Genomic DNA, 17,266 nt, shown 5'->3' on the forward strand with positions numbered 1-17,266 from the left:
GAAATCCAGATTTTCGTTATGCGGGAGATCAGCAAGTTAAACGGCCCTCACAAAGTAAACCACCCGGCGGCATCCTTCGTCGCCGGAGCGGCGGTAGTGATGTGCTGCCAGCCATTGGTCGTGGGATTATACCTGTAATCCTGTCTCCACTCTTCAATATGCAGTATGATGGCGCGAATGGCTGAGACCATTCGCGCCACTTCTTTATCCGTCATGGTGGGGTGGAGCGAAAGCCGGACCCAGCCTGGCTTGAGTGACTGATCCCCATTGTGAATAGCCTTGATGAAACCAGCGGAGACCTTGGGACCGAGCCCCAGCAGATGATGGCCATAGGGACCTGCGCAAGAACAGCCGCCACGGGCCTGAATGCCAAACCGATCGTTCAGTAGCTGTACTGCGAGGTTATAGTGGATATCACGCATCGTAAAGGAAACAATCCCGAGTCGCTCCTGCTGGTCTCCAGCCAATACGGTTAAGCCGGGTATGGTTTGTAGTCCGGCCAGTAGCTGTTGGCACAGTTCCCTCTCCCTGAGCAGTATGTATTCACCGTCTCCGTTCATAGCCTCCTTCAGGTGAATAGCTAGTGCAGTGCGGAAGGCCTGCAGAAATCCAGGCGTGCCACCGTCCTCACGGGTTTCTATATCCTCTATGTAGCTGCGGCCGCCCCAGGCATCGACCCAGACAACGGTGCCACCACCGGGCTCATCAGGAAGGCGGCTGCTATAGAGGGCGGAGTCGAACAGCAGCACGCCGCTGCTTCCGGGCCCGCCGAGGAATTTGTGCGGGGAGAAGAAGATCGCATCGAGCTTCTCCAGCGGTGAAGCCGGATGCATATCAATCGGCTCATAGGGTGCACTTGCGGCAAAATCAACAAAGCAAACCCCGTCGTGGCGATGCATGGCCGCGGCGAGCCTATGGTAGGGCGTGCGGATGCCTGTCACATTGGAGCAGGCCGTGAAGGCGCCGATCTTCAGGCGCCGGTGCCGATATATACGCAGCAGGTATTCAAGCTGATTGAGGTCGATGTTTCCGTCCGCTCTCGGCGGAATGGTAACGACATCAGCCAGACTCTCCTGCCAGGGCAGGAGGTTGGAATGATGCTCCATGTGGCTGACGAAGATGACCGGGCGGTCTTCGGGGCTAAGGTGCCTACCGTCCAGCCATTCTGGCATTTTCAGACCCAGAATGCGCTGGAGCTTGTTAATTGCCCCAGTGGTGCCGTTGCCGCAGAAGAGCAGTACATCCTGTGGCCCAGCGTGGACATGGGCTTTAATAATATTCCGGGCCTCAGTATAGGCCAGGGTCATCGTCAGTCCAGTAGTGTTAGATTCAGTATGAGGGTTACTGACATAAGGGCCGAAAGTCTCCAGCATTCGGCGCTCAATGGGCTCATAGAGACGTCCGCTGGCGGTCCAGTCAGCGTACAAGAGAGGCTGTCTGCCATAGGGCGTCGTAAGGGTAAATCCTGTTCCGATGATATGCTCCCGAAAGGATGCAAAATAAGTTTGCAGCGAAGACGGCGTCTTCCGGGGAGAGGTGGGGATGATATTCAGCAAGGACATTCCCTCCAGCCTGTAGTTTCTTTGGCCTCAGTATATGCCCCGCCCCGGGAATAGGTTAACGCCTAAGCCCATGAACTATATGAACAGCTGCATGTCACTCTCAAGCGCATCCTTCAAATAGGCTGCCGCATCAATAATCTCAACTTCCGGCAGAAATTCCTCCGGCTTGAAGCCCATGATTTCCACAGAAAGCTTGCAGGCGTAGAACTTGATGTTCTTTTTACGTGCCCCCTTGAGAAAATGAATCAGCTTCGGCGCACCCTGCGCTTCCATCATCTCCTCCAGCATCATCCGGCCCAGCCCGCTGAAATTCATCCGCGACAGGGGCAGCTGTTCCGGCCCTTTGGGAGTCATGACATCCATCAGCTTCTCGTAAATAGTTTTGTCCTCCAGTGTCATCTTCTCCGGATCACGCACTAGGAACAGTCCCCAAAACGCAAAGAACATGGTCACCTCACATTCGATATCCCGAGCAGTATTCGCCAGAATCAATCCGGCCATTGCTTTGTCATAGTCCCCGCTGAACATCAGCAGATTCATCTTTTTACCCATCAGCCATCCCTCCGTGATCCTCTTGGAATGAGCTTAGTATGGTTAGGCCAGCAAGAACTATGCTTTTGTCACAACTTGTTCGCACTCCAGCAGGAGCTTATGAAAACCCGTGAGGAACAGCACATCTGCATAAAAAAAGGATAAACGTGCTCCCCCAGAATGGCAGATGTGTACGTTTATCCGTTGTTTTTGATACAGGAATTGAATCCTTATTTTTTGAAAATACGCAGTGGTGCGCCCATTGGCAGGAACGAACGTCCAAAGTGAGCGTTCAGAACCGATGCACCACAGCCATAGAAGGAGACCATAGCGATACCTAGCTCTGCAAAGGCAGCCAGCTTATGAAAGGCTTCAGCCGCAATCCCGAAAGAATCAAACGTCAGACCCAGGAACAGGAAGTCGATCAGGATGAAGATGATCAGCAGGACCTTATTGGCTTCCACGGCACCGATCGTCATGAAGAGGGTGAAGATCAGGTATCCAAGGAACACAAATCCGAGTTGCTTAGGATCCACAGCTTCAGCCAGGGTTGTTCCGAATACACCGAGCTTGATCAGCCAGCTAGCAGCCATACCGAACCAGAAGAAAGCATAGGCTCCAAAGGCGGTCATACCGAAGGTATTATTGTGCTTGGCATCCTGAATGCTGGCAAATAGCTGGGCGAAGGCGCCCAGGAAAATAGCCCAGGGAATGACATAGCTGAGACCCGAGGTAATCTCGAGCTTCTGTGAAGATGCGACCAGCGTGACGATAGCTAGTCCGAACAGGCCAATGGCACCAGGATCGGCAGTGATGATCTTGACGGATTGGGGGGATTGCGGTTGCGCTGACATAACAGTTAATGCCTCCATTATTTAAAAGTGTTCGCTCATGACAACAGCACCCGGAAAGGGCGCTGTTATTGGCCTGCCTATCATATCATATTGCCCTGCTTCTCTGGAATGATTTTTTGTTCATTTCCTGTCGATTCCTGACAGGCAACTTACAATTTACGATATAATGTCTCTATGTTATGAACGTTTCATTTAAGTGATAAGGGTGATGGATTTGAATGTAAAAAGTTTTCTGAAGTTTGTAGAGTTGCCGACGAAGGCAGCCAGCATGATTCCTTTTCTAATGGGGACGCTATATGCCTTGTACCGGTTCGAGGATTTTTATGTACTGCGGTTTGGACTGATGTTCATTTCTTTGCTGAGCTTTGATATGGCTACGACGGCGATTAACAATTATTATGATTTCAAAAAAGCGTCCAAAACCGATGGATACGGCTATGAGACACATAATGCCATCGTTCATTTTAAGCTGAAAGAGCGCACGGTGGTCACGACCATTATCATCCTGCTGGCGCTGGCTGCCGGGGGCGGAATTGCACTGGTATCACAGACAGGGCTGCTGGTCTTCCTGCTGGGCGGATTGTCGTTCCTCATTGGTGTTCTGTATTCCTTCGGACCGATCCCGATCTCGCGGATGCCGCTGGGTGAGCTGTTCTCAGGGTTATTCATGGGCTTCGTCATTATTTTCATCTCGGCCTATATACATACCGACAATAGTGTCGTCTCGCTACTGATTCAGGAAGGCTGGGTTAATCTTCATATTAATCTTGTAGAGGTCATCTACCTCTTCTGGTTCTCTGTACCAGCCATTCTGGGGATTTCGGGCATTATGCTGGCGAACAATATATGCGACATTGAGGAGGATATCGAGAACCGTCGATACACTCTTCCTGTCTATATCGGTAAAGACCGTGCACTTTTATTGTTCAAGCTACTATATTATGTCTCTTATCTTGACCTTGTAGTGCTATTGCTTCTTAAGGTCCATCCGGTGCTCGTCCTGCTGATTCTCCTGACCCTGATTCCGCTTCGTCGCAATGTCGTAGCATTCCATGCGAAGCAGGAGAAGGCCAGCACATTTATTCTTTCAGTCATAAATTTCATCCTGATGAATGCTGCCCGCATTATAGTTCTGGGAATAGCAATACTCCTGCAGAATTTCGTTTGATATCATTCATTTTATTCTAGCAGCACCTTTCGGAAGGGTTCCGAGGGTGCTGCTTTTTGAATTGTGCCAAATTATTGCAGTTTGTGCAAAGCGTCATCTTTTTCCCGAACAATGTGTCATTAAGGATAGTAAGAGGGCACGGTTTCCGCTAGAATAAGGTAATGTAATCCAATATAAGGGATTACCTCCGTCAGTTTCCGGATATTCTTACGGACACAGTTTCAACAGGCAAGAGTATGGTTGCTCCGGAAGATGCGGTGCTTATTATGGCGCTAATCAAGGTTGCTCTGGCCTCGGCAAGAGCGGCCGGAGGATCAGCCTGGTACAACAGGCTAACTTGGAGGGAGCTGAAAGGGATGGCTGTTGCAGAGAAGCCGGTGATTTCGATCTCTGGTTTGTGGATGAACTACTCGGACAGAATGGTTCTCCGGGGGATTGATCTGGAAGTCTACCCGGGGCAGATTATTGGTTATATCGGTCCGAACGGTGCTGGCAAAAGCACGACGGTTAAGATTATGCTCGGTTTGGTTGAGGGATATAACGGAACCGTAGAGATCTTCGGGAAGGATATCGCTGATGGCGACAACGCTTATAAAAGGCGGATCGGCTATGTGCCGGAAGTTGCAGAATTATATGATAGCCTTACGGCACGGGAGTATCTGTGTTTCATAGGCGAACTGTACGGCATGCAGCGGAGCGATGCTGATGACAAGGCCAAGCGATTGGCCGCTTTGCTTGGTCTGGAGAAGGCTTACGACATGCGAATTTCTTCCTTCTCCAAAGGAATGAAGCAGAAGGTACTACTGATCTCCAGTATGCTGCATGACCCGGATATTCTGTTCCTCGACGAGCCGTTAAGCGGTCTCGATGCCAACAGTGTCATGGTGGTGAAGGAAATTTTCGCTTCACTGGCTGCTCGGGGCAAGACCATTTTCTACTCTTCTCATATCATGGATGTTGTCGAGAAGATCAGCAGCCGTATTGTGCTTATTGCCGGAGGGGACATTGTGGCCGATGGCAGTTTTGCGGAGCTGAAGGACAAGAGCCGAGAAGGCTCGCTTGAAGAGATTTTTAACCAGTTAACTGGCTTTGACAAATACCGGGACATCGCGGGTGAATTCGTGTCCGTGATTCAAGAAGGTGCTCCACATGAATGATTTTCGGGTACTGAAGCTGTTGGATCGGCTGGAGGGATTGTTCTGCAGAATCGGCATTGATTACGGCATTATGCGCAGCATTCTGCAAGTGAAGCTAACGATGGATGGGAGAAGGCCGCCCACGGTTCTTGCGGCTACACAAAGATCGGCTGAGCCGAAGGAGGGTTCGCCGTTTCGCCCGCAGTGGGTTTACTTGTTAATGGGCGTGTTCTTGATCCCGCTCATGATTTCATCCGGCCATTACATGCTGCAAATGAGTTTGGTTCTGGGGGTGGTGATGTTCATGATTACCACTACACTGGTCTCCGACTTTTCGTCCGTACTACTGGATCTTCGGGACAAGAACATTCTCTTCTCCAAACCAGTGAATCGCCGTACCCTGAATATGGCCAAGAACATCCATGTGCTGATCTATCTGTTCACGCTCACGTTAAGCCTTGCCGGGCCCACGCTGATCGTCTCACTGTTCCGGCAGGGGCCGTTGTTCTTTCTTTTATACTGTGCAGCCATTGTGCTGATGAACTGCTTCATCCTGGTGATTACAGGGCTGTTGTACCTGCTGATCCTGAAGCTTTTCGACGGAGAAAGATTGAAGGATATCATCAACTATGTGCAGATTGTACTGATGATTGCTATAACGGTTGGCTATCAACTGATTTCAAGGCTGTTTAACCTGGCGGAGTTTAGCGCGTCCTTCAAACCGGCATGGTGGCAGTATCTTATTCCTCCAGTCTGGTTTGCTGCCCCGTTCGAGCTGGCATTTGGCGGAGGGAGAGGCATTCATTTTACTGTGTTGTCCGGTTTGGCCATTATTCTTCCGCTCCTCCTGATCATTACATACATTAAACTTATGCCCCAATTTGAGAAAAGCCTGCAAAAGCTTTCCGCGCAAGAGGTCGGTGGCCATGGAGCAGCGAGATTGTCAGGATGGCTATCTTCTGTGGTGTGCCGGAGCCGGGAAGAGGGCATGTTCTTTCGTTTCACCTGGTCCATGATGAAGACAGAACGAGACTTTAAGCTAAAGGTGTATCCGACGCTGGGCTTCTCCATCGTCTTCCCTTTCATTTTCATGTTAAATATGACATGGCAAGGGCAAGGGAGAGGCTTCGCAAATTCAAAGTCATACCTGTGGATTTACTTTAGCGCCACGCTGATGATGACCGTTGTGCAGATGCTGCGGTATTCAGGAAGTTATAAGGGAGCCTGGATTTACAAAGTCATTCCGTTGCCTGGGGAGCATACAGTATACAGGGGCATGCTAAAGGCTGCCCTGCTCCGGTTATTTGTACCCCTCTTCCTGGCAGAAGCAGTGGTGTTCACTATGCTCTACGGGATTCGGATCCTGCCGGATCTTGTGGTTGTAATGTTTGCCACGTTTATTTATGCAGTGCTGTGTTTCCTGCTGATGCCTCGATCGCTTCCTTTTTCAGAACGCTTTGAGGCAGCCAAGCAGAAGGAATTCATGGGAAGCAGCTTCTTGATGCTATTCCTGTTGTTCGGCATGGTGGGCGTGCATTATTTGGCAACCTTACTGACAGGCGGTGTCTATATATATCTTGTGCTGCTGGTTGTCAGTAATTATCTGCTCTGGCGCCGGATATTCCCTGAAGGGAGCAGGATGAAATCCTCCACAATGTCAAATATGGACATTTTTTAACGGACCCTAAAACAGGGGGCAAGTTCCAGTATTTACTTAGACACTCAGGTTAATAAAAGGTAGAATTACACCTAAAGTTGCTTTCCAGGGATAGCCTATAATCTTTACGCACTCTTCCATATATCCGATATACGTGTACTGATCCTTCTTGAGAAACGCACTATGGCGATGATGATAATTACTATACCGGTGAAGAGGTTGACATATGGATCAAATGGGAATCCGTTATAATATTTGGATCGTTTTACTAACTTTCGCGCTGGTCTCTGCCGCGGTTTATGCTGCATTGAATTTGATTTCACAGGTTACCCGTTCTGCTGGCAGAATCCGGCATATGTGGTTGCTGTCAGCATCCTGTGTTCTTGGTAGTGGTCTATGGGCAATGCATTATATAGGCATTATGGCCGGCCGTTTACCATTTGAAGTCAGCTACCAGCCAGGTAAATCGCTGCTGTCCCTGCTGGTGAGTATGTTATCCTGTTATGCTGCGTTCTGGATTGTACTAGCGCATCGTCTCAAGCTTTGGCGAGCTGGTGTCGGTGGCCTGCTGCTTGGCGTGGGGAGTTTCGCTATGCATGATATCGGGATGTCTTCGATCCTGCTGGAGGAGGGGGGCCAGAGTCCAATCCTCTCACAGGTCATCTCGATTCTGGCGGCTGTGCTGATGTCCTCCATGGGGCTCTATTTGCTCCGCAAGTCCAAGGATCATCCTAACTTCAATAAGTGGAAACTCTATTTAGCAATATTAATTGGACTATCGGTGACAGGCCTGCATTATTTCAGCCTTAGAGCCAGCTGGTGGGAATATTATAAAGGGGCCGGCTCCTCCTCCCTCCTGATGGATACGGATGTAATTCTATTGAGCGGCGTATCGATTGTAACGGTACTGATGCTTGCAGTCTCCGGAGGTGCCGTTTTTCTGGATCGGCATATCCTTGAACGGATGGCTTATCATGATCCGCTGACCGGATTGCCTAACCGACATGGTCTGGAGCGTTACTTTCTTGAAGATTTCTTCGGTGGAACATCCGGGGCTGTATTCTTTGTAGATCTGGACCGCTTCAAATCGATCAACGATACACTAGGTCATGATATCGGCGACATGCTGCTGCAGGAGGTTGCCAGAAGACTGGAGGACTGTGTCGGTACCTTGGGGAAGGTGTTTCGGCTGGGCGGGGACGAATTCCTGATCGCCCTGCCTCAGTGTTCCGTGCGAGAAGCAGAGGAAATAGCCGAGCGCATTCTACAGGAGCTCAAGCATTTTTATAGCATCCAGGGTAATGAACTGTACGTGACAGCAAGTCTCGGGATTAGCTTAACTCCTCTACATGGCACTGACCGGTCGTCCTTGATGAAGGCCGCAGATACTGCGCTATATACCTCCAAGGATTCCGGCAAGAATAAATTCAGCATTTTCGATCAGGAGATGAATCGTCACCAGCTGCGGCGGATGTCGCTGGAGAAGGATCTGCGTAAGGCGCTGGCTCGTTCCGAATTCATGGTCGTATATCAGCCTAAATGGGATTCGCTGTTGAATGTAACCGTTGGGCTTGAAGCCTTGCTGCGGTGGAGACATCCCGACCATGGAATCATCTCTCCGTCGGAATTTATTCCGATAGCGGAGGAGACCGGGTTGATCGTGCCGATCACCTATTGGATGCTGCATGATGTATGCAAACAGAACAGGCTCTGGCACAAGGAGGAAGTGGCGAGCGTCGCCGTCTCTGTCAATATGTCGGCACGGATGTTTGAAGGGGGCGGGCTGTATGAGGTTGTGGAAGAAGCGCTGGCGCAATCGGGGCTGGAGCCGCATTTTCTGGAACTGGAGATTACGGAATCTATCGCTATGAACAACATGGAGGAGACTGTAGCCCAATTATCCAAGCTTCGGCAGCTGGGCGTACGGGTCTCGCTGGATGATTTCGGTACAGGCTTTTCTTCACTCGGCAATCTGGACGAGATTCCGGTTAATACGCTCAAGATTGATCAGGTGTTTATCCGCAAGAGCAAGATGAATTCGAAGAAGGCGATTATCAGCAATATTATTGCCATTGCCAGTAACCTGAATATGGATGTCGTTGCTGAAGGCGTAGAAACGACCGAGCAGATCGAGCTGCTGCAATCGCTGGGCTGCAGAGTGATGCAAGGATATTATTATGGCCGGCCGATGCCTGTAAATGAGTTGGGGCAGTGGTTTATCGAGAATGCTGCCGTATAACGAAATTACATGTAACCATTTGTTTTCATGACCGATATACATAACTTGTGGAATCATGCCGAACAAGAGACAACTTGTCTACGGCTACATAATTCTGTTATACCAAAAAGCAGGCCGGGGCGTTCCTCGGCCTGCTTTGCTGCATTGAAAGGTGTTCTACTTAAGACCTATGGCTGCTACTGTTTCAAATCTTGAACTGCTCCACCAAAAACCTTAGCTTGTCGGCCATTGAGGACAGTATGGTTGCAGCTGCCTCTACCTCTTCCATCGCGGCAAGCTGCTGCTGGGATGAGGCCGACAGGCTTTCCGCCCCTGCCGCAGTTTGGTTGGATACCTGAACGATATGCTGAATGGTCGTGACCAGTCCGGAGGCTAACTCGGCGAGTTGGCTCACTACGGTAGAGATTTGTCGGTTTTGCTCTGCCATACCGGTTGCCGACATCTCAATTTCGCTAAAAGAAGCCCCGGCCCGGTCGATCATTTCGCTACTCTGTTCCATTTCTTGTGTGGAGTAGAACATCATCTCCGTCGCCTTTTCCATCTGGCTCACGGTCTTTTTGATGAGATCGCTAATCTGGGTAGCGGAATGAGAAGATCGTTCTGCTAACTTGCGGACGGACTGGGCGACAACGGCGAAGCCCCGACCTTCCTCATCAGCCCGTGCAGCTTCGATGGCTGCATTCAGTGAGAGCAGATGGGTCTCCTCGGCAATGCTGGAGATGACGGTAACAATGCTCTCGATTTCCTTGGAGTTGCTTGATAGAAGATTGATCATGCCTGAGAGCATGCTGATGCTGCCGCTCATGGTCATCAGCTGTTCTGTGGTGGAATCCATCGACTCTCTGCCCGTTCGGGCCTTCTCAGCATTTTCATTGGCAAGATCAAGCGCGCCACCTGCCATAGCAGCAATCTCCGAAATGAAGTTCGACATGTTCTGTACGGCCTTGTAACTGTCTTCGAGATTCTGGAGCTGGGCATTCGCCCCATCGGCAAGCTCAAGGGTAATTCCCACACTATGTTCCCCGGCCCGGTTGGTCTCCTGAGCGCTGGCCGACAACTCTCCAGAGGAGGAAGCCACCTGATGCGACGTATCATTCACCTCTGTGATCAGTAAGCGAAGACTGCCAGTCATGGCATTGAAGTCACGGGCCAAAGTTCCGACCTCATCTTTACTACCGAGAACAATAGGGTCCTGTGTTAGATCACCTTGGGCTACGAGATTGACGGAACGAGACAACCGGGTTAACGGGCTGACCATGCGGCGGATAAGCAGATAAGCGACTACAATGGCCATCACAAAAATGGCTGCGCCGATAATAAAAGGCTGTACAACCACATCCAGCGTTCTTTCCTGAATAATTGAGCCGTCAAAATTAATAGCCATTAAGGCGATAATGGGTTTGGCAGGATCGTGATCCTGGTAGATAGGACCGTAACCGGTTTTGAGGGAGGTTCCATCGTATGTATAAACTTTGGAATATGTGGAATGCTGCATTTTGTTGATCATTAACTTGTCTTCGTCGCTAAAATAAAACGTATCGCCTGCTTTATAGCCGCGCTTCTGGAAGTTGCTATCAGCGGCTAGAACTTTGCCATCCAGCGACAGGATGAAGGCTTCTTTGAAAATAGGCTTGTGAGCAGTGATCCAGCCTATGCGCTCTTCTATCTTAGCAAGCTTGCTTGAATCTCCCGCAGCAAGTGCGGAGATGTCTTCTGGATTCACCAAGCCGGTTGTAATATTGGCGCAGCCTACCAATTCAACCCCGGCGGCCTCGTCCACTTGGTTGTAAGCGGCACGATATCCGAAGAATCCGATGGATGAGCCCACAAGTAGCAGCACACTGAACATCATCCAGGTTAATTTTGTTGCCAATTTCATTCTTCTTCCCCACCAATTATGACTAATTGTTTGCAAAGAGTCACCTTCTCCATGCGAACTGCTACGATTATAGCGCAACAAACTCAGCATGCTTGTGTCGAAAATTGCTTGTTTGAAGAATAGTTGTGACAACTCTATGTCTAAATCAGCAAAATATTACCTCAGAGTCATTGAATCCGGGAGTGTTAAAATGGTACGCTGGTTTCAGGACAAAGTGATTGGGAGCTGAAGGAATGTCGAAACAAATAGATCCGGTGATTGAAGGCATCGGGATATCCATGTGGAGGGTGCAGCGAAAAATTGTGTCCCAAATGTCTTTGCATAAGGAAATTGGCCTGACTTTTCCTCAATTAGGCCTGCTCAATATGATTGCCCATGAGAAGAAATCACGTGTGATCCAGTTAGCTGAGAAAATGGAGGTGAAATCCAGCGCCGTAACGGTGATGCTGGATCGCCTGGAGCTGCTGGGCTTCATCGCCCGGGTGCCGGATGAGCAGGACCGCAGGGCAGTTGTGGTCACCATCACGGCCAAAGGTGAGGAATCGCTGAAGGAAGCACAATACCGCTCCAAGGTACTGCTGGCTGAGCATTTGGCCATACTGGAACCGGAAGAGCTTAAAGCCTTTGCCAAGTACTATGAAATACTGGACAAGCAGGAGCGCTGAACAGACTACGCCTTCAACCATACAAAAACGGCCACACTCCATATTTAGGGGCGTGGCCGTTTCTTCTTGTGGTTGCTCTATTTAGTGTCTTCTGCCTTAAGCGGCAATTGGGTTACATAGCTGTCCGAGAGCTGCAGCAGCCGCAGCGCCCGGTTATATTCCTCCTCCGTCGCGGCAGGCGTTTTGCCACCTGTGGCGATCGGATATTGTGTATTGTCCTCAAAGCTACTGCCCGGGATTAGCAGGCCGGAGCTGGCAATGAACGATCCTGATGGTAGATAATAACGCTGCGGCAGCAGATTGACAGGCTGACTGAGCAGGTCCTGGCCGAAATGCAGATTGTTCTCCATAGAGACACCGAGCAGCGCGGCGGCTGTCGGCATGATGTCAACCTCCCCGCCAACCTGATCCAGTACCTGAGGATTTGTGATGCCTCCGCCATGTATAATCAACGGGATGTTCATCATATTAGCATAGCCGTAATCATGGTCGTAGATTTCTTGCATCAGTGCCTTGTCGTCATGATCCAGCGAGTAGATGGGCAGCCCCATATGGTCGCCGTAGATCATAATCAGGCTGTTATCCCAGACGCCGTTTGCTTTTAGCTCTGCCACAAATTGGCCGAACGCCTCATCTGCATAGTTCTGGGACCGGATATAATCACCGACGAAGGTGCCTTCATAACGCTCAGGCAGCTTCATCCGGTATTTCTCGGCCGGAATGGTGAACGGATGATGGGCAGACATTGATATGATCTGAGAATAGAATGGCTGATCCGCCATATCCATTTCCTTTAATTTATCCGCTGTCTTACGGTATAGCACTTCATCGGATGCCCCGAAGAAGAATGAGTCCTCATCACCGAAGAATTGGCGATCATAATAATGCTCCCAGCCCAGGGAACTATACAATTCTCCGCGGTTCCAGAATTCCACATCATTCGTATGGAAGGTGGCTGTCTGGTAGCCATTGGACTGAAGCAGGCGCGGCAGACTCGGCAGTTTCTTGTCTACATACGACATCGTGGCTGCGCCGCGGGGAGGAATGTAGAAGGACGTATTCACGACAAACTCGGCATCCGAGGTGTTGCCCTGACCCACCATTTGATAAAAATTCGGGAAATACAGACTGTTCTCCATCAGACGGTTCAGATTTGGCGTGACTTCCTTGCCATCGAGTTTGAGTCCAAGCAAGAAGTTCTGGAACGATTCCATCTGGATAATGATCAGATTCTTACCCTTGGCAACGCCTTGCAGGGCTGAGCGGTCTTCTGCGCGGACCCCTTTTAGCGTGTTCACAGCATCCTGCGTGATATCACTAGCACTCACAAGTTCTGTTTTGTCTTTGGCAAAGATGGTGTAGGCCTCATAATTGAGAATCCCCATCTCCTGTGCTTTCTTGATTTCATTCATACTGGCCTTGTTAGGCAAAATATTGAACAGGCACAGTGCTAGCGACACTGCAAATAAAATACTGAATTTCGCTGTTCCGCTACCACGGTTGATCTTCGTCTTCTTGTAATTCCGTCCATTCTTGTTGAAGAAGAAGTAGAAGCCGAGTACGATGACATCAGTGAAGATCAGGAGATAATAAGGGTCCATCAGTGAAAATACGCTTTTGCGGACAGCCGTGACCTGATTCACCTGCTCGGCAGCATGATAGGTGACAATAACTCCATAGTATTTGAAATACATAATGGCAGCAAAAAAGATGGCGGTCACCAGCAGGTTCACCGTCATGTAATATCCTAATTTGCGTTTGGAAGCAAAACGTTCAATAATGCAAAAAAGTGCCCACACAAAAGGAATCTCCGTAATTAGGGACTTCCAGGAAAGAACATCACCAAAGATAACGCCCCAGGCTAGAAAGCTCTTCAGAACGAAAATAATGGTGAAGAACACAAAGGGTTTGATGATCCACCGTTTCAAGGTATTGGATGACACAGCTCCGCCTTCTTTCTACGTGATGACACACTTCTTCCCGGAAGAGAGGAAGCGGCGTAAGGACAAAGGAATTCCATATTAACAAATTTTATTATCTCCCCCTGCATAGTAAATGTCAAAAACACTGCGTGCCAGCATTAGCGCAATGTAAAGCGGAAGTGGGTGACAGTGCAGCAGCCCCTGCTGTTCCTGCCGCCAGATGACTTTATACAGCGAATAAAAGACAAAAACGACGAACGGAATGCGCTAGGTTGACAGTAAGGGACCGGAAAAGAGGTGGAAGTATGAAGCATAGGATATCCATATCCGTCAGAACGCTTGTGGAGTATGTATTCCGCAGCGGGAGCCTTGAGCCGGGATTCCGTAGTGCGGCTTCGATGGCGGAAGGAACGCGTATTCATCAGAAGATTCAGAAGCGGTACAAGGAAGGCGACCAGAAGGAAGTCTATTTGAAAACAGAGATTCCATATAAGGAATTGCTGCTGGTGGTAGACGGCCGCTGTGATGGTCTTCTGCTGTCGGAAGAAGGCTCACTGGTGGTTGAGGAAATCAAGTCCACGGGGGAGCCGCTGGACTTGCTGGGTGAAGGTCGTGAGGTCCACTGGGCGCAGGCATTGATGTACGCCTATATGATCGCGCTTGAGCAAGAGCTTACTTCCATGGAAGTTCGGCTTACCTATGTTCGCCGAGGGGGAGAGGAGGAGCGGAGCCTGCAGCGGAGTGTCAGCATGGAGGAATTGGCGGACTTTGCCGCTGATACAGTGGCCCGCTATGCACCCTATGCTGAAATGCTGCTTCGGCATGATATCGCCAAGGAGCAGAGCATTCGCGAATTGGGTTTCCCCTTCCCTGCCTATCGGAAGGGGCAGCGGCATTTCGCTGGCGCCGTGTACAAGGCGGTCTCGGAAGGCGTCAATCTCTTCGCCCAGGCGCCGACGGGAATCGGCAAGACGATGTCCACCCTGTTCCCGGTGATTAAGGCCATTGGTGAAGGGCGGGCCAAAGGATTCTTCTATCTGACCGCCAAGACAATTACCCGTATGGCCGCCCAGGAGGCGCTGGCGCTCCTGTCGGCCAGGGGCCTAATTCTGCATGTCATAACACTGACCGCCAAGGATAAAGCATGCTTCCGGGAGGAGGGGCTGTGTAGTAGTGAGCATTGCCCGTTCGCCGAAGGATACTACGACCGGATCAATGGGGCGCTGTTGGACATGCTGGGGCAGGAAATACTGATGACGCGCGAGGTTATCGCCAGTTATGCCAAGAAGCACGGGGTCTGCCCCTTCGAGTTCTCACTAGATGCCGCTTATGCTTGTGATGCTGTGATTTGTGACTATAACTACATCTATGATCCCCGAATTAGCCTGAAAAGGCTGGCCGAGGAACGAAAGAAGGATACAGTTCTACTCGTCGATGAAGCCCATAACTTGGTGGACCGGGGAAGGGAGATGTTCTCAGCAGCGTTGCAGAAAGCTCCGTTCCTGGGACTGCAGCGGCAGTACAAGGTGAGCAATCCCAGCTTAAGCGCTGCTGCCAAGTCGGTGAACACGTTCTTCATTACGATACGTAAGTTGTGCAACGCAGAGGGACAGGGCTGGTGGAACGACTTCCCTGAAGAGCTGCCGGGTCTGCTGGAGACCTTCACCGCAGAGGCGGAACTGGAATTAATCCATCCGTCGATCATGCTGGCTGCCGTTCCAGAGGAAGGAGAAGCCAGTCTGCTGGAGACCTTCTATGCTGTACAAGGGATGCTTCGCACCTTCAAGACCTATGACGAGCGCTATGTGACCTATGCCGAGAACCGTCGCAGTGATGTGTATCTGAAGCTCTTTAACCTGGACCCTTCCTATCTGCTGCGGCAGATGTCCAAGGGCTATCGCAGCCAAATTCTGTTCTCGGCCACCCTGGCGCCGATGTCGTATTACAGAGATATGATCGGTGCCACAGAAGAGGACTACAGCTTGACCGTGTCTTCTCCTTTTCAGAAGGAGCAATGGGAGGTCTCTCTACTCCCGCTGTCAACGCGCTATCATGATCGGGAGGCCTCTCTGCCGCCATTGAGCGAGGCCTTGCACAGAATGTGCAGCAGACCGGGGAATTACTTGGTCTTCTTCCCTTCCTATGTATACTTGCAAAATGTATATGATTTATTTAGCGAGCGCCATCCGGAAGTGCCTACCTTGGTACAGGACTCCGGCATGAGTGAGGAAGCACGCGAAGATTTCCTCGCAGCGTTCCGTCCAGACACAAGCCAGACACTTCTTGGATTTGCCGTGTTGGGCGGTATTTTCTCGGAGGGAGTGGATCTGCCTGGAGACCGGTTAAACGGGGTCATGGTGGTTGGAGTAGGGCTGCCGCAGCTGGGGCTGGAACGTAATTTGCTACGCTCCTACTTCAATCGCCAGGGTAAAAATGGCTTTGACTATGCCTATGTCTATCCGGGAATGTGCAAGGTGTTGCAGGCTGGAGGAAGGCTGATCCGCACCGAGAACGACCATGGCATAATTGTGCTGGCGGACGACCGTTTTACGCAGCAGCCGTATCATAGGTTGCTCCCCGAAGAGTGGCGGGACTACCTTATCTGGCAATAACATCGTATAATCTATGAAAGGGCATACATTTCAGACTCACAGGAGGCAGATCATGACACTTAACATCGGATTGATTGGTACAGGCTGGTTTGGTAAGGTTCACGCGGATTTACTAGCTGGCATGGAGGATGTTCGTCTAGTAGCGGTATGCGGTAGCAGCAAGGAGAAGGCGGAGGAGATGGCCCGTCATTATGATGCTGAGGGCTATGGCGATATTACGGAGATGTTAGAAGCTCATAAGCTGGATGCTGCTTATATATGCGTTCCCCCACAGTCGCATGGTGACATTGAGCGTGCGTTGATTCGCCGAGACATTCCCTTTTTTATCGAGAAACCGCTGAGCCACAGTACCGAAATCCCGGCCAGTCTGCTTCAGGAGATTAAGGAGCGCAATCTGTTGACCTCAGTGGGTTACCACTTCCGTTATCAGGATAATATCCAAAGGCTGAAGGAAACGTTGACCGGGGATAAAATCGGGATGGTTGTCGGTCAGTGGATGGGCGGTATGCCAGGAGTAGCTTGGTGGCGCAACCAGGAGCAGTCCGGTGGACAGTTCACGGAGCAGACGACGCATATCGTAGATTTGCTACGCTATCTGGGCGGTGAGGTAGAAGAAGTATACGGCTTGTATGGCAATCGTATTATGCATGAGAAGCATGAGAACGTTACAGTTGCCGATATCGGTACGGTGACGTTAAGGCTTGCCAGTGGTATCATTGCCAATATTTCCAACACTTGCGTGCTCCCTGGAGATATCGGCCGGGTCAATCTGACTTTCTACAATGAACAAGGGTTGCTGGACTGGAATCTTGATCGTCTGCTGACCGTTCGCACCGGAGACAGCACAGAGTATGCGAACAGTGGTAATCCCTATGCCGCCGAGAGTGAAGCATTCCTGCATGCTGTACGCACTGGCGATCGCTCCCGGATTCTCAGCGACTACGAAGACGGTTACAAGACACTCAAGGTGACCTGTGCGGCTTACGAGTCGGCACAAACTGGACTACCTGTTAAACTATAAAGTGAAGTAGAATCGAAATC

Annotated in this window: 12 protein-coding genes; 7 read left to right on the forward strand and 5 right to left on the reverse strand. The window is 50.4% G+C overall.

What is annotated here, in order from left to right; translation table 11 throughout:
* Nucleotides 1-47: 47 nt before the first annotated feature.
* The 3 genes from AC3Y23_RS11935 to AC3Y23_RS11945 form a co-directional block, all read right to left on the reverse strand.
* Entirely contained in the window at nt 48-1,562 is a 1,515-nt protein-coding gene (locus tag AC3Y23_RS11935) for an aminotransferase class V-fold PLP-dependent enzyme (RefSeq protein ID WP_379199028.1), read from the reverse strand.
* A 75-nt stretch (nt 1,563-1,637) separates the two neighbouring features.
* Nucleotides 1,638-2,114, reverse strand: coding sequence for a DsrE/DsrF/DrsH-like family protein (locus AC3Y23_RS11940; protein WP_379199030.1), 477 nt, complete (start codon nt 2,112-2,114; stop codon nt 1,638-1,640).
* A gap of 209 nt (nt 2,115-2,323) precedes the next feature.
* Nucleotides 2,324-2,947, reverse strand: coding sequence for an acetate uptake transporter (locus tag AC3Y23_RS11945; RefSeq protein WP_379199032.1), 624 nt, complete (start codon nt 2,945-2,947; stop codon nt 2,324-2,326).
* Nucleotides 2,948-3,161: 214 nt separating this feature from the next.
* Between AC3Y23_RS11945 and AC3Y23_RS11950 the strand changes: the two genes are divergently transcribed.
* The 4 genes from AC3Y23_RS11950 to AC3Y23_RS11965 all read left to right on the forward strand — a co-directional run bounded on the left by AC3Y23_RS11950 (nt 3,162) and on the right by AC3Y23_RS11965 (nt 9,147).
* Nucleotides 3,162-4,115: a 1,4-dihydroxy-2-naphthoate polyprenyltransferase gene (locus AC3Y23_RS11950; RefSeq protein WP_379199034.1), complete on the forward strand. Its 954-nt coding sequence runs from the start codon at nt 3,162-3,164 to the stop codon at nt 4,113-4,115.
* 356 nt (nt 4,116-4,471) lie between these two features.
* Nucleotides 4,472-5,272 carry an ABC transporter ATP-binding protein gene (locus tag AC3Y23_RS11955; protein WP_379199353.1) on the forward strand — a complete coding sequence of 267 codons (801 nt, stop codon included), beginning with the start codon at nt 4,472-4,474 and terminating at the stop codon, nt 5,270-5,272.
* Nucleotides 5,265-6,929 carry a hypothetical protein gene (locus tag AC3Y23_RS11960; RefSeq protein ID WP_379199036.1) on the forward strand — a complete coding sequence of 555 codons (1,665 nt, stop codon included), beginning with the start codon at nt 5,265-5,267 and terminating at the stop codon, nt 6,927-6,929. The genes AC3Y23_RS11955 and AC3Y23_RS11960 overlap by 8 nt, the downstream gene beginning before the upstream one ends.
* Before the next feature lie 205 nt (nt 6,930-7,134).
* Entirely contained in the window at nt 7,135-9,147 is a 2,013-nt protein-coding gene (locus AC3Y23_RS11965; RefSeq protein WP_379199038.1) for a putative bifunctional diguanylate cyclase/phosphodiesterase, read from the forward strand.
* A 184-nt stretch (nt 9,148-9,331) separates the two neighbouring features.
* On the opposite strand, the gene AC3Y23_RS11970 is transcribed toward AC3Y23_RS11965, so the two are convergent.
* Nucleotides 9,332-11,026 carry a methyl-accepting chemotaxis protein gene (locus tag AC3Y23_RS11970; protein ID WP_379199040.1) on the reverse strand — a complete coding sequence of 565 codons (1,695 nt, stop codon included), beginning with the start codon at nt 11,024-11,026 and terminating at the stop codon, nt 9,332-9,334.
* Nucleotides 11,027-11,259: 233 nt separating this feature from the next.
* Here AC3Y23_RS11970 and AC3Y23_RS11975 point away from each other — a divergent pair, with 233 nt between their 5' ends.
* On the forward strand, nt 11,260-11,691 hold the full coding sequence (locus AC3Y23_RS11975) for a MarR family winged helix-turn-helix transcriptional regulator (protein WP_379199042.1): 432 nt from the start codon (nt 11,260-11,262) through the stop codon (nt 11,689-11,691).
* Between the two features lie 77 nt (nt 11,692-11,768).
* Here the strand turns inward: AC3Y23_RS11975 and AC3Y23_RS11980 are convergent, their stop codons facing one another.
* Complete coding sequence (locus AC3Y23_RS11980) at nt 11,769-13,634, reverse strand: LTA synthase family protein (protein WP_379199044.1); 1,866 nt, start codon at nt 13,632-13,634, stop codon at nt 11,769-11,771.
* Between the two features lie 284 nt (nt 13,635-13,918).
* Here AC3Y23_RS11980 and AC3Y23_RS11985 point away from each other — a divergent pair, with 284 nt between their 5' ends.
* A complete protein-coding gene (locus tag AC3Y23_RS11985) occupies nt 13,919-16,225 on the forward strand; it encodes a helicase C-terminal domain-containing protein (RefSeq protein WP_379199046.1) in 2,307 nt (768 codons plus the stop codon).
* A gap of 52 nt (nt 16,226-16,277) precedes the next feature.
* Nucleotides 16,278-17,246, forward strand: a complete 969-nt coding sequence (locus AC3Y23_RS11990) for a Gfo/Idh/MocA family protein (RefSeq protein WP_379199048.1) — start codon at nt 16,278-16,280, stop codon at nt 17,244-17,246.
* Nucleotides 17,247-17,266 lie beyond the last annotated feature (20 nt).

The organism is Paenibacillus sp. MAHUQ-45, from assembly GCF_058133325.1.

What these genes read in the sequence shown, in the direction of transcription:
- AC3Y23_RS11935 (WP_379199028.1), bottom strand. Translation starts at nt 1,562, where the DNA reads ATGTCCTTGCTGAATATCATCCCCACCTCTCCCCGGAAGACGCCGTCT.
- AC3Y23_RS11940 (WP_379199030.1), bottom strand. Translation starts at nt 2,114, where the DNA reads ATGGGTAAAAAGATGAATCTGCTGATGTTCAGCGGGGACTATGACAAA.
- AC3Y23_RS11945 (WP_379199032.1), bottom strand. Translation starts at nt 2,947, where the DNA reads ATGTCAGCGCAACCGCAATCCCCCCAATCCGTCAAGATCATCACTGCC.
- AC3Y23_RS11955 (WP_379199353.1), top strand. Translation starts at nt 4,472, where the DNA reads ATGGCTGTTGCAGAGAAGCCGGTGATTTCGATCTCTGGTTTGTGGATG.
- AC3Y23_RS11960 (WP_379199036.1), top strand. Translation starts at nt 5,265, where the DNA reads ATGAATGATTTTCGGGTACTGAAGCTGTTGGATCGGCTGGAGGGATTG.
- AC3Y23_RS11965 (WP_379199038.1), top strand. Translation starts at nt 7,135, where the DNA reads ATGGATCAAATGGGAATCCGTTATAATATTTGGATCGTTTTACTAACT.
- AC3Y23_RS11970 (WP_379199040.1), bottom strand. Translation starts at nt 11,026, where the DNA reads ATGAAATTGGCAACAAAATTAACCTGGATGATGTTCAGTGTGCTGCTA.
- AC3Y23_RS11975 (WP_379199042.1), top strand. Translation starts at nt 11,260, where the DNA reads ATGTCGAAACAAATAGATCCGGTGATTGAAGGCATCGGGATATCCATG.
- AC3Y23_RS11985 (WP_379199046.1), top strand. Translation starts at nt 13,919, where the DNA reads ATGAAGCATAGGATATCCATATCCGTCAGAACGCTTGTGGAGTATGTA.
- AC3Y23_RS11990 (WP_379199048.1), top strand. Translation starts at nt 16,278, where the DNA reads ATGACACTTAACATCGGATTGATTGGTACAGGCTGGTTTGGTAAGGTT.